At 67.1% G+C, this 12299-nt stretch carries 9 protein-coding genes and 1 pseudogene; 5 read left to right on the forward strand and 5 right to left on the reverse strand.

Translation table 11 applies throughout. The features are described from left to right. Positions 1 to 11: 11 nt before the first annotated feature. Positions 12 to 1040, reverse strand: coding sequence for a lipopolysaccharide heptosyltransferase I (gene waaC / locus HWX62_RS26715; RefSeq protein ID WP_347879944.1), 1029 nt, complete (start codon positions 1038 to 1040; stop codon positions 12 to 14). 138 nt (positions 1041 to 1178) lie between these two features. Next, positions 1179 to 2573, reverse strand: coding sequence for a phosphomannomutase/phosphoglucomutase (locus HWX62_RS26720; protein ID WP_175930071.1), 1395 nt, complete (start codon positions 2571 to 2573; stop codon positions 1179 to 1181). Positions 2574 to 2819: 246 nt separating this feature from the next. Between HWX62_RS26720 and HWX62_RS26725 the strand changes: the two genes are divergently transcribed. Genes HWX62_RS26725 through HWX62_RS26745 form a run of 5 tightly spaced genes read left to right on the forward strand, consistent with a single transcriptional unit; the run spans position 2820 to position 8249 of the window. Beyond that, on the forward strand, positions 2820 to 4076 hold the full coding sequence (locus HWX62_RS26725) for an oligosaccharide flippase family protein (RefSeq protein WP_175930070.1): 1257 nt from the start codon (positions 2820 to 2822) through the stop codon (positions 4074 to 4076). Continuing rightward, a complete protein-coding gene (locus HWX62_RS26730; protein ID WP_175930069.1) occupies positions 4073 to 4897 on the forward strand; it encodes a glycosyltransferase in 825 nt (274 codons plus the stop codon). The genes HWX62_RS26725 and HWX62_RS26730 overlap by 4 nt, the downstream gene beginning before the upstream one ends. A gap of 43 nt (positions 4898 to 4940) precedes the next feature. After that, positions 4941 to 6077: a glycosyltransferase family 4 protein gene (locus tag HWX62_RS26735; RefSeq protein ID WP_175930068.1), complete on the forward strand. Its 1137-nt coding sequence runs from the start codon at positions 4941 to 4943 to the stop codon at positions 6075 to 6077. A 15-nt stretch (positions 6078 to 6092) separates the two neighbouring features. Beyond that, on the forward strand, positions 6093 to 7115 hold the full coding sequence (galE, locus tag HWX62_RS26740; RefSeq protein WP_175930067.1) for a UDP-glucose 4-epimerase GalE: 1023 nt from the start codon (positions 6093 to 6095) through the stop codon (positions 7113 to 7115). A 27-nt stretch (positions 7116 to 7142) separates the two neighbouring features. Then, positions 7143 to 8249 (forward strand): glycosyltransferase, encoded by a 1107-nt coding sequence (locus HWX62_RS26745; protein ID WP_175930066.1) that lies wholly within the window; start codon positions 7143 to 7145, stop codon positions 8247 to 8249. Between the two features lie 88 nt (positions 8250 to 8337). Here HWX62_RS26745 and HWX62_RS26750 read toward each other — a convergent pair. The 3 genes and pseudogenes from HWX62_RS26750 to HWX62_RS26760 all read right to left on the reverse strand — a co-directional run bounded on the left by HWX62_RS26750 (position 8338) and on the right by HWX62_RS26760 (position 12227). Further along, positions 8338 to 10221, reverse strand: a pseudogene (locus HWX62_RS26750) (nucleoside-diphosphate sugar epimerase/dehydratase). Between the two features lie 12 nt (positions 10222 to 10233). Then, the gene (locus tag HWX62_RS26755; protein ID WP_175930064.1) at positions 10234 to 11250 is read right to left on the reverse strand and encodes a glycosyltransferase family 4 protein; all 1017 of its coding nucleotides are present in this window, start codon (positions 11248 to 11250) and stop codon (positions 10234 to 10236) included. A 5-nt stretch (positions 11251 to 11255) separates the two neighbouring features. Then, complete coding sequence (locus HWX62_RS26760; protein ID WP_175930063.1) at positions 11256 to 12227, reverse strand: SDR family oxidoreductase; 972 nt, start codon at positions 12225 to 12227, stop codon at positions 11256 to 11258. Positions 12228 to 12299: the final 72 nt, after the last annotated feature.

The raw sequence follows: 12299 nt of genomic DNA on the forward strand, positions 1-12299 counted from the left end.
TGTGGACAGCGTTACAGGAGACCGAAGCCCGCGAGCGTCGACTTCACCTGCGCGATCGACGGGGGCTGCCCCGCCGTGCCGAGATTGACGACGTTCGGCGACCAGTAGCCGCCGGTCCGCCAGGCCGTCGCGAAATTGTACAGTTCGATCGTCGGTCGCTTCAGCGCGGCCGCGATGTGAACCAGACCTGTATCAACCCCGATCGTCGCGGCCGCGCCGTCGATCAGCCCGACCACGGCCGGCAGCGACAGCTTCGGCGGCACGATCGCCGCCGCGCCGAACTCCTTCGCGAGCCGCTCGCTGGTCGCCCGTTCCGCGTCGTTGCCCCACGGCAGCACGAGCGACGCGCCGCGCCGCACGAGCGCCTGGCCGAGCTCGATCCAGGCGGCGTCCGGCCACTGCTTGTCGGCGCGCGACGTCGCATGGACGAACACCACGTACGGCACCGGCAGGTTCAGGCCGAGCGCGGCCACCGCGAGCGCCGCCGCGCGCGTGTCGAGGCCGAACTCGACCGGATCGGCCGGGGTCGGTGCCGGGTCGCCGAGCGCCGCCGCGACGAGCTGGCGCGAGCGCTCGACCACGTGCGTGCGCGGCGCGATCGGCACGCGCTGGCGGTAGAAGAAGCGCACCGGCCATTCGTAGCCGGCGCCGTCGGTCCGGTTGCCGAGCCCGACGAGCGGGCCGCGCGCCCAGCTCGCGACCCATGCCGTCTTGATGAGGCCCTGGCAGTCGATCACGAGGTCGTACTGCTCGGCCGCGAGGCGCCGGCGGAATGCGCGGATCTCGCGCCACGTCGCGCCCGAGAACGGCTTCTTGCGCCAGCGGCGCAGCGAGAACGGCAGCACGTTGCGCACGCCGTCGACGAGCCGCACGAGGTCGACGAAGCTTTCCTCGACGAGCCAGTCGATCTGCGCATCGGGATGGCGGCGCCGGATATCGGCGATCACGGGCATGTTGTGCACGACGTCGCCCAGCGACGACACGCGCACGATCAGGATCTTTTGCACGCTGAAAAAACGCCGGCTGACAGCCGGCGACAGACATAAAGGGGGGATTTTATCCCGGCCGGACGACCGGACAGACAAAAAGCGGCCGCGCGCCGGGGGCGCGCGCCGCTTTTCGGGACAGGCACGGCCGATGAACGGCCGTCGTGCGGGCGGCCCGCCGGCCGCCGGCGCTCAGAACGGCAGCTTGACGTCCGGCTTCGCGGCCGTCAGCACGCGGCGGAAGTCTTCCTGGATGCGCTTGAGCCCTTCCTGCGTCTCGGCTTCGAAACGCATCACGACGACCGGCGTCGTGTTCGACGAACGCGCGAGGCCGAAGCCGTCCGGATACTCGACGCGCAGGCCGTCGATCGTCACGACTTCCTCGGCGCCGTCGAACTTCGCCTCTTTCTGCAGCTTGTCGATCAGGCTGAAATTCTCGCCTTCGTCGAGCCAGAGCTGCAGTTCCGGCGTGCTCATCGCGTCCGGCAGGCTGTTGAGCAGCGCGCTCGGATCGGCCGTCTTCGCGAGGATCTCGAGCAGGCGCGCGCCCGTGTACAGGCCGTCGTCGAAGCCGTACCAGCGATCCTTGAAGAACACGTGGCCGCTCATTTCGCCGGCGAGCGGCGCACCCGTCTCGCGCAGCTTCGCCTTCACGAGCGAGTGGCCCGTCTTCCACATCAGCGGCTCGCCGCCCTTCGACTTCACCCACTGCGCGAGGTGACGCGTGCACTTCACGTCGTAGATGATCTGCGCGCCCGGGTTGCGCGACAGCACTTCTTCCGCGAACAACATCAGCTGGCGGTCCGGATAGATGATCTGGCCGTCCTTCGTGACGACGCCCAGGCGGTCGCCGTCGCCGTCGAACGCGAAGCCGAGCTCGGCGTCGGTGTCCTTCAGCGCCTGGATCACGTCCTGCAGGTTTTCCGGGTGAGCGGGATCGGGGTGGTGGTTCGGGAACGTGCCGTCGATGTCGGTGAAGCGCTCGACGAGTTCGCAACCGAGCGCCTTGAACAGGCGCGTCGCCAGCGGCCCCGCGACGCCGTTGCCGGCGTCGACGACGAGCTTCAGCGGCCGCGCGAGCTTCACGTCGCCGACGATGCGCGCGATGTACTGATCGGCGACGTCGATTTCCTCATACGTGCCGCTGCCCGTCTCGAACCGCTCGTCGACGATGCGGCGGTACAGCGCCTGGATCTGCTCGCCGTAGATCGCGGCGCCGCGCAGCACCATCTTGAAGCCGTTGTAGTCCGGCGGGTTGTGGCTGCCCGTGACGACGATGCACGAATCGACGCGGCGCTCGCCGCCCTTGAGCGCCAACGGCACGTTCGCCGCGAAATAACCGACCGGCGTCGGCACCATGCCGACGTCGACGACGTCGACCCCGGCCGCACGCAGGCCGTCGGCGAGCGCGCCGACGAGTTCCGGCCCGGACAGGCGGCCGTCGCGCGCGACGACGACCGCATCGCCGCCCTGCGCACGCACTTCGCTGCCGAATGCGCGGCCGATCCCGCGCGCCGTGTCGACGTCGAGTGTCTTGCCGACCACGCCACGGATGTCATATGCCTTGAAGATGGATTGGGAGATCATCGATTCTCTTCTCTCTCAGTTGCGTGCATGGAAAATTGTCTGGCTTGGCTGGCCGCCTCTCGCCGGTGCCGCGCATGATACATGCGGCCCCGTAAAACAAGGAACGGAACGGCTGGAGCGGTCGCGATCCCACTTATAATCGCGGGTTTCGATGACACGCATACCGCCCATTTTAATGCCTAGCCGCCCCGCCGCCGCCCACCCGCCGCTTCCGGCCGCTCCCCGCGCGCGCCGCCGCTGCCGCGCATGCTGAAGCGCTTCGGCAACCCGGACGTCGCGAAGGCCGTCGCGAACCTCGTCTGGCTGGGGCTCGAACGGCTCACGCAGATCGGCGTCGCGATCGCGATCAGCGGCCTGCTGGCCCGGTATTTCGGGCCAGATGTGTTCGGCAAATGGCAGTATGCGAATACGCTTCTCCTGGTACTGGCGCCGCTCACCTGGGTGTGCGGCGCGGAAATCCTCGTCCCGACCATCGTCCAGCGCCCGCCCGCCCAGCTCGGCGCGGTGCTCGGCAGCGCGTTCGTGCTGCGCATCGCCGTGTCGGTCGCCGCGCTCGCCGCGACCTGGATCGCGATCGCCGCGGGCGCCTTCGATCCGCTCGTCGGCGCGATGCTCGCGGGCCTGGCGGTCACGATGGTGTTCCGCGAGCCGTTCGTCGGCGTGATCAACGCGTGGCTGCAGAGCATGACCTACAGCAAGCCGCAGCTCGTCACCAGCATGGTCACCGCGCTCGCCAAGGCGCTGCTCGTCTGGCTGCTGGTCCGCGCGGCCGCCGGCCCCGCCCGCTTCGCGTGGCTGTGGGCGCTGGAAGCCGCCGCGATCGGCGTCGCGCTGCTGCTGTACTACCGTCATCGTAACGGCGGCACGCTCGGCTGGACGTTCGACACACCGCTGTTCCGGCACTTTGCCACGGCCGGCACCGTGTTCTGGCTCGGCCTCATCTGCATGTACCTGTTCCTGAAGCTCGACCGCCTGATGCTCGAGCGCCATGTATCGTTCGCCGATCTCGGCCGCTACTCGGCCGCGCAACAGCTCAACGAGAACTGGATCACGCTCGCGCTGATGCTCGCGCAGACGATCGCGCCCGCGTTCGTGTACCGCGTGCAGGACGTCGCGCGGCTGCGCCGCAACATCGTCCGGCTGATCGCGATGACGGCCGGCCTGATGACGGCCGGCGCGCTCGTGCTCGACGCCGCCGCCCCGCTGATCGTCGGCAAGGTGTTCGGCCGCGGCTACGAAGCGTCCGTCGACATCTTCCGCTGGGCCGTCTGGCTGTCCGTGCCGGCCGGCATCGAGGCGATAGGCAATCTTATCGTTCTCAAATATCAAGCAAAATTCGTGTTGCTGACGAAATGGCTGCTCGCGCTGGCGATCGCCGCGCTCGTCAATCTGTTCGCGATTCCGCGGCTCGGCCTATACGGCGCGCTCGTCGGGCTGGCGGCCGGCTACCTGGCCGCCGCCGCCGTCAACTTTCATTACATCCGTTTCAAGCTGCAAACATGACGTCCCCCGCTTGCCCGCCCCCGCTCGACGACGTGGCCGTGCTGATGCCGGCCTACAACGGGCACGACGACGTCGTCCGGACCCTCGCGTCGTTTCGCGAGGATGCGCCCGTGCACGTGCTGATCGTCGACGACGGCAGCACGCCGCCGATCGCCGCGCCCGACCTGCCCGGCCTCGCGATCGACGTGCTGCGCATGCCGGAGAACGGCGGCATCGAACGCGCGCTGGCAGCCGGCATCGACGCGCTCGCGGCGCGCGGCTTCCGCTACGCGGCCCGCATCGACGCGGGCGATCTCGCCGCGCCGCAGCGCCTCGCGAAGCAGCGCGCCTATCTCGGCGCCCATCCGAACGTCGCCTGCGTCGGCATGTGGACGCAGGCCGTGTCGCGTGCCGGCGAGCCGCGCTTCATGCTGACGCCGCCCGCCGATCCGCGCATGCTGCGCCGCACGCGCTTCCTGCGCTCGCCGCTCGTGCATCCTTCCGTCATGTTGCGCATCGACGCCGTGCGCGAAGTGGGCAACTATCGCGCGAAGTACCGCGCGGCCGAGGATCTCGATCTTTTTTTACGGTTAATGCAACGCTACGATTGCGCGAACCTGCCGGAACTCGGCCTGTATTACGAGCTTAACGAGGGCGGGATCAGTGCGACCAAACGCCGGCGCCAGCTGGTGTCGACGCTCACGCTGCTGCTGCGCCACTTCAACGTGCTGAACCCGTACGACTGGGCCGGCCTCGCCAAGAACCTGCTGCACTTCGTGACGCCGTACCGTACGCTGCAGCGCATCAAGCAGACGCTGTTCGCCGCGCGGCCGTCCGCCTGACGCGTATCCGGCATTTACCACGCTTTATTTTTTCTTTTTTTTCATGTCCGCCACCTCCCCGCTGCGCATCGCGCTCGTCTGCAACACGGCCTGGGCGATCCATACGTATCGCCACGGGCTGATCCGTGCGCTCGTCGCGCGCGGCGCCGAGGTCGTCGTGATCGCGCCGCACGACCGCACGGTGCCGTTGCTCGAGCAGATGGGCTGCCGCTACGTGGCGCTCGCGGTCGCGTCGAAAGGCACGAGCCCACGCGAGGACCTCGGCACGCTTGCCGCGCTGGTGCGCCACTACCGCGCGCTGCGGCCCGATCTCGTGTTCCATTACACGATCAAGCCGAACATCTACGGCTCGGTGGCCGCGTGGCTCGCGCGCGTGCCGTCGATCGCGGTGACGACCGGCCTCGGCTACGTGTTCATCCAGAAGAGCCGCGCCGCGAGCGTCGCGAAGCGCCTGTACCGGTTCGCGTTCCGCTTCCCGCGTGAAGTGTGGTTCCTGAACCGCGACGATCTCGCGACCTTCACCGACGAGCGGTTGCTCGCGCATCCCGCGCGCGCGCGGCTGCTGCACGGCGAAGGCGTCGATCTCGAACAGTTCTCGCCCGTGCCGCTGCCCGCCGGCGACGCGCCCGTCTTCATCCTGATCGGCCGGCTGTTGTGGGACAAGGGCGTGCGCGAGTACGTGGAGGCCGCGCGTGTCGTACGCGAGCGCCACCCGAACGCCCGCTTCCAGCTGCTCGGGCCGCTCGGCGTCGACAATCCGAGCGCGATCGGTCGCGCGAATGTCGACGCGTGGGTCGAAGAAGGCATCGTCGAGTATCTCGGCGAAGCGCACGACGTGCGCCCGCACATCGCGGCGGCCGACTGCGTCGTGCTGCCGTCGTACCGTGAAGGCGTGCCGCGCACGCTGATGGAAGCATCGGCGATGGGCCGCCCGATCGTCGCGACCGACGTGCCGGGCTGTCGCGACGTCGTCGCCGACGGCGAAACGGGCTTCCTGTGCCGCGTGCGCGATAGCGCGAGCCTCGCGGAGCAACTGAATCGCATGATCGCGCTCGGGCCGCAAGGCCGCGCGGCGATGGGCGCACGCGGCCGGCACAAGGTCGCGGCGGAATTCGACGAACAGCAGGTCGTCGAACGCTACCGGGAGACCATCCATTCGTTGACAGGATTCACACTCTGAAGGAGCGCATCGGAAATGACCGCTAAAGGCACCATCCTCGTTACCGGCGGCGCGGGCTATATCGGCTCGCACACGGCCGTCGAGCTGCTCGACAACGGCTACGACGTCGTGATCGTCGACAACCTCGTGAACAGCAAGGCCGAGTCCGTGCGGCGCATCGAGCGGATCACGGGCAAGACGCCCGCGTTCCACCAGGTCGACGTGTGCGACGAAGCCGCGCTCGCGAAGGTGTTCGACGCGCACCCGATCACCGGCACGATTCACTTTGCGGCGCTCAAGGCCGTCGGCGAATCGGTCGCGAAGCCGCTCGAGTACTACCAGAACAACATCGGCGGCCTGCTCGCCGTGCTCAAGGTCATGCGCGAGCGCAACGTCAGGCAGTTCGTGTTCAGCTCGTCCGCGACCGTGTACGGCGTGCCCGAGCGCTCGCCGATCGACGAATCGTTCCCGCTGTCCGCGACGAACCCGTACGGCCAGTCGAAGCTGATCGCCGAGCAGATCCTGCGCGACCTCGAGGTGTCCGATCCTTCGTGGCGCATCGCGACGCTGCGCTACTTCAACCCGGTCGGCGCGCACGCGAGCGGGCTGATCGGCGAGGATCCGGCCGGCATCCCGAACAACCTGATGCCGTACGTCGCGCAGGTGGCGGTCGGCAAGCTGGAGAAGCTGCGCGTGTTCGGCTCCGACTACCCGACGCCGGACGGCACCGGCGTGCGCGACTACATCCACGTCGTCGATCTCGCGAAGGGGCACATCGCCGCGCTCGACGCGCTGGTGAAGCGCGATGCGAGCTTCGTCGTGAACCTCGGCACCGGGCAAGGCTACAGCGTGCTGGAAGTCGTGCGTGCGTTCGAGAAGGCGTCGGGCCGCCCGGTGCCGTACGAACTCGTCGCGCGCCGCCCGGGCGACATCGCCGAGTGCTATGCGAACCCGCAGGCCGCGGCCGACATCATCGGCTGGCGCGCGACGCTCGGCATCGAGGAAATGTGTGCCGACCACTGGCGATGGCAGGAGGGGAACCCGCGCGGTTTTGTATAATCCGCTGTCCATTTTCCGAGCGATCCCATGCTCAGCTTCGCGTCCGGCTTCATCGTCTCCCTGCTCGTCACCCTGTTCATCGTGCGCTACGCGCATCTGCACGAGAAATTCTCGGTCGACAGCGACCTCGCCGGCGTGCAGAAATTCCACGTGCGGCCCGTGCCGCGCGTCGGAGGCATCGGGATCCTCGCCGGGGTCGTCATTGCCGCGCTGGTGCTGTCCCGGCGCTATCCGACGATCTCCGGCAGCATTCTCGGGATCGCGGCGTGCGGGTTGCCCGCTTTCCTGTCCGGCCTCGTCGAGGACCTGACCAAGCGCGTGTCGCCGCGCGCGCGGCTGCTGTGCACGATGGGCGCGGCCGCGCTCGCATTCTGGCTGCTCGGTATCGCGGTCAAACGCATCAGCGTGCCGCCGCTCGATTTCCTGCTCGGCTACGTGGCCATCTCGGCGTTCATCACGGTGCTCGCGGTTGCGGCGCTCGCGAATGCGATCAACATCATCGACGGCTTCAACGGGCTCGCGTCGATGGTCAGCTTCATGATGTTCGCGTCGCTCGCGTATGTCGCGTTCCATGTCAACGACCCGGTCGTGATGTCCGCGTCGATCATCATGATGGGCGCCGTGCTCGGCTTCTTCCTGTGGAATTTCCCGGCCGGGCTGATCTTCCTCGGCGACGGCGGCGCGTATTTCATCGGCTTCATGCTCGCGGAACTCGCGATCATGCTCGTGATGCGCAACCGCGAGGTGTCCGCGTGGTACCCGGTGCTGCTGTTCATGTATCCGATCTTCGAGACCTGCTTCTCGATCTACCGGAAGAAATTCATCCGCGGGATGTCGCCGGGGATTCCGGACGGCGTGCATCTGCATATGCTCGTGTACAAGCGGTTGATGCGGTGGGCCGTGGGGACGAAGCACGCGCATGATCTGACGCGGCGCAATTCGCTGACTTCACCGTATCTGTGGCTGCTGTGCCTCGTCGCGGTGATACCGGCGACGCTGTTCTGGCGGCATACGGTGCATCTGTTCGTGTTCGTCGTGCTGTTCGCGTTGACCTACGTGTGGCTGTACATCAGCATCGTGCGGTTCAGGGCGCCGCGGTGGATGGTGGTGCGGAAGCATCGGCACAGCCGCTGAACCGCGTAACCGGCTTCCAGACGAAAAAAAGCGCCCGGCAGGGCGCTTTTTTTCGTCTTGCCGAGTCAGTTCACGACCAGGCATCGCGTCAACCGTTCGATACGACACGCACCGTCGGCACACTCTGCAACACGGGGGCCACGGCCGTCTGGTATTCCGGCACCCAGCGCCGCAGGTCGCGCCGCACTTCGTCATCCGACAGCACGCGATGCTGCATCAGCCACGGCAGCAGTTCGTCGAGGAAATTGTCCGGCACTTCGCGCGCCCGCGCGATCCGCAGCTTCGGGTGCGGCGTGCGTGTCGTCGCCTCGTCGTCCGCGAGCAGTTCCTCGTAAAGCTTCTCGCCCGGCCGCAGCCCGGTGAACTCGATGCGGATCTGTTCTTCCGAAAAGCCGTACAGGCGGATCAGGTCGCACGCGAGATCGACGATCTTCACCGGCTCGCCCATGTCGAGGATGAAGATCTCGCCGCCCTGCCCCATGCTCGATGCCTGCAGCACGAGCTGCGACGCCTCCGGGATCGTCATGAAGAAACGCGTGATCTCCGGGTGCGTGACCGTCACCGGGCCGCCCTTCGCGATCTGCTGCTGGAACTTCGGAATCACGCTGCCCGCGCTGCCGAGCACGTTGCCGAAGCGCACCGTCTCGAACTGCGTACGGCCGCTCGTCTGCTGCAACGCCTAGCAGGCCATTTCGGCGAGACGCTTGCTCGCACCCATCACGTTGGTCGGATTGACGGCCTTGTCGGTCGAGATCAGCACGAAGTGGCGCACGTCGTGGCGGATCGCCGCGCGCGCCACGCGATAGGTGCCGAGCACGTTGTTGCGCAGCGCCTGCCACGCGTTGTGCTCCTCCATCAACGGCACGTGCTTGTAGGCGGCCGCGTGGAACACGATGTGCGGCGCATGGCGCGACATCACCTGGTCGAGCAGCAGCGAATCCTTCGCATCGCCGATGATCGGCACCACGGGCAGATCCGGAAAGCGCTCGCGCAATTCCTCGGTCAGCCGGTACATCGCGTATTCGGACAGGTCGAACGCGACAAGCTGCGCCGGCGCGAAGCGCAGGATCTGCCGGCACAGCTCGGAGCCGATCGAGCCGCCCGCGCCCGTCACCATCACGACGCGGCCGCGCAGCAGCGCTTCGACGTGCGGCGTGTCGATCGTCACGGCATCGCGACCGAGCAGATCCTCGAGATCGATGTTCCGCACCTGGGACAGGAAGCCCTGCCCCGGCATCAGCGCGGTCAGCGAGGGCAGCACCATCGCCTTCACGCCGGCCCGCACGCACAGCGTCGCGACACGACGCTGGGTCTCGACCGACGCCGACGGAATCGCGATGATCGCGTATTCGACCTTCATCGCATCGGTCCAGTGCTTGAGGTCGTTGAACGAGCCCAGCACCTTGTAGCCGTAGATTTCGCGCCCCTGCTTCGTGACGTCGTCGTCGAGCAGGCCGACCAGGCGCCATTCGCCGGAACGCGACAATTCGCGCGCAAGGCTCGCGCCGGCCGTGCCCGCACCGAGCACCAGCACCGGCTTGCCCTTGCCGACGAGGCCGCCGTACAGGTAGTACTCCTTCGTCGCGCGATAGAGCGCACGCGCACCGCCCATCGCCAGGAACAGCATCAGCGGCGACACGAGCAGCACCGAGCGCGGAATGATCGGCTGCGGCTGGAACATCACGGCGCCGATCATCACGATCACGCCACCGCCAACCACCGCCTTCGAAATGCGCACCAGGTCGGGCAGGCTCGCGAAGACCCACAAGCCACGATACAGGCCGAACCCATGGAACATCAGCGCGTAGACGGGCAGCACCCACGTCAGCGCCATCAGCGCGCCGCTCAGGAAATCATGCGGGACGCTACCGTTGAAACGGACGAGATAGGCGAACAACCACGCGGCAACCACCGCCGTCAGGTCGAACAGGAAAGCGCTTAGCGAAAGCCATGATGCTTTGGATCGCAACATCGGCGGGAGACCTCAAGAGTTATTTTCGGCGGCCGACTGAAACCGGCGCCAACGCATGTCGATCACCAATCCGATACATGCCAGGACGCCATACCATGCGAAGAACGACAGCCACTGCTGCAGTTCCGGGCGGCCCTTTGCCCACACGGCGACGATTATGCCTGCGAGCATGATGAGGTACCAATAAAGAGCAGTCCGGCGGTGACCTACGCCGGCCCGGACCATCCTTTGATAATAATGCTCGCGGTGCGCTTGCCAGAACTTTTCGCCACGTAACAGACGTCTCAAAAGTGTTACAGATGCATCGGCAATAAAGGGCGCAAACACCAACGCCGGGAACCAGATCGGCCACACGCCCCTGCTCCAGCCCCAGTAGCCAAGCGCTCCAGCGAGGAATCCGAGCGGAATCGAGCCGGCATCGCCGAGAAACAGCCGAGCCGGGTGGAAATTAAGCAGAAGAAAGCCCAGCGCCGCGCCGGCGACCGCTGCGCCGGAGACGACGAGATCGGGCGACGCCGCTGCGCCGCCGAGCGCCGCGACCGCATACCCCCCGAAGCCGAACAACGCCATGCCGCCAGCAAGCCCGTCCGCGCCGTCCATGAAGTTGTACAGGTTCGCCAGCCAGACCATCGCGAAGCCCACGCAGGCCAGCAGCCACCAAGGCGCGTCAGCCGGAAACACGACGATCAGCGCGGTCACTGCCGCGAGATGCGCGGAGAACCGCACACGGGCCGGCAACCCGCGCCGGTCGTCGATCTGAGATATCGCGGCGAGCCCTGCCGCTGCTGCAGCGATCAGCCATAGCCGTGGTGCCAGCGCGAGTAGCGCGACGACGCATACCGGCACGATGCCCCAGCCACCGACCCGTGGCGTCGGCAGCGTATGAAGTGAGCGGTCGTTCGGAATGTCGGTAGCGAGACGCCACGCGAGGCCGGTGGCGAGCAGCACGCGCAGAATGGCCGTCGATGCGGCAGCAGCGGCCAGCGCCACTGCGAGCGCAGCGGGCCACGTGGATATCGGGAGATACATGGCGATTATTGTTGTGCGTCGCGCGAACGATACCACGCTGCCGTCGCTTCGAGGCCCTGCCGAGTCGTATAAGGCGGATGCCAGCCGAGCACGCGCGTGATCCTTGCCGTATCGAGCTCCAGGCTGCCGGTCAGCCGATCGATGGCCGCTCGGCGTCCAGTCACGGCACCGATCGCCTGCAGCACGATTGGCGGAACGGGCAACAGGCGTGCGGGCTTGCCGAGCACGTCACCGACCATGCGCAGCAGGCCGGTGACCGACGGCGCGTCGTCGTCGGCGACGTGAAAGCACTCGCCGGCCGCACGCGGGTCGGTTGCGCACTGCAACAATACATCGGCAAGGTTGCCGACATAGACGAGACTGCGCCGCGCGGTGATCGCGCCGAGCGGTAGCGGTATCCCCCGGGCGACCGCGTCCATCATCCGCAGGAAGTTCGCGCGGACGGCGGGGCCATAGACGAGCGGGGGCCGCACGATCACGATCTCGAGGCCCGACTCGGCGCCATAGGCAAGCAACGACTGCTCCGCTTCGAGCTTGGATATGCCGTAAGGATCGCTCGGCACAGCGGGGCACCGTTCGTCGAGTGGCGGGCGGCCCGTGCTGCTTTCCGCGATGGCCTTGACACTGCTGACGTACACGAAGCGCGTGGCGCCCGCCTGAAAGGCCGCGCGCGCGACCCGCAACGTGCCTTCGACGTTGGTCGCGCGGTAGCTCGCCAGCGGATCGACCGCGGTATCGCGCATCACGTGCACGCGTGCGGCAAGATGCACGACGCTGTCGCAGCGCATGTCCTGCATCCACCGCTCGTCGACGCCGTCAAAGTCGCTTGCATCGTGCACGCGTTCGACATCCACGTCAGGGGCGGTGCCCGCGGTGCGCACAAGCCCGACCGTTGCGATACCTTCGGCGCGCAACGCACGTGCAAGCACCTTGCCGACGAATCCGTTCGCCCCGGTAATCAGGACGCGACGACTCATCGGCTTCCCTCGCCACGGCGTTGCCGCCGGAAAGTGTAAAATTCAGCGGCTTTCATCTGAACAAAACGGCCG

It is taken from the genome of Burkholderia sp. BCC0506 (assembly GCF_902833145.1).
Classification (GTDB): domain Bacteria; phylum Pseudomonadota; class Gammaproteobacteria; order Burkholderiales; family Burkholderiaceae; genus Burkholderia.

What these genes read in the sequence shown, in the direction of transcription:
- galE (WP_175930067.1), top strand. Translation starts at nt 6,093, where the DNA reads ATGACCGCTAAAGGCACCATCCTCGTTACCGGCGGCGCGGGCTATATC.
- HWX62_RS26735 (WP_175930068.1), top strand. Translation starts at nt 4,941, where the DNA reads ATGTCCGCCACCTCCCCGCTGCGCATCGCGCTCGTCTGCAACACGGCC.
- HWX62_RS26760 (WP_175930063.1), bottom strand. Translation starts at nt 12,227, where the DNA reads ATGAGTCGTCGCGTCCTGATTACCGGGGCGAACGGATTCGTCGGCAAG.
- HWX62_RS26730 (WP_175930069.1), top strand. Translation starts at nt 4,073, where the DNA reads ATGACGTCCCCCGCTTGCCCGCCCCCGCTCGACGACGTGGCCGTGCTG.
- HWX62_RS26720 (WP_175930071.1), bottom strand. Translation starts at nt 2,573, where the DNA reads ATGATCTCCCAATCCATCTTCAAGGCATATGACATCCGTGGCGTGGTC.
- HWX62_RS26725 (WP_175930070.1), top strand. Translation starts at nt 2,820, where the DNA reads ATGCTGAAGCGCTTCGGCAACCCGGACGTCGCGAAGGCCGTCGCGAAC.
- HWX62_RS26755 (WP_175930064.1), bottom strand. Translation starts at nt 11,250, where the DNA reads ATGTATCTCCCGATATCCACGTGGCCCGCTGCGCTCGCAGTGGCGCTG.
- HWX62_RS26745 (WP_175930066.1), top strand. Translation starts at nt 7,143, where the DNA reads ATGCTCAGCTTCGCGTCCGGCTTCATCGTCTCCCTGCTCGTCACCCTG.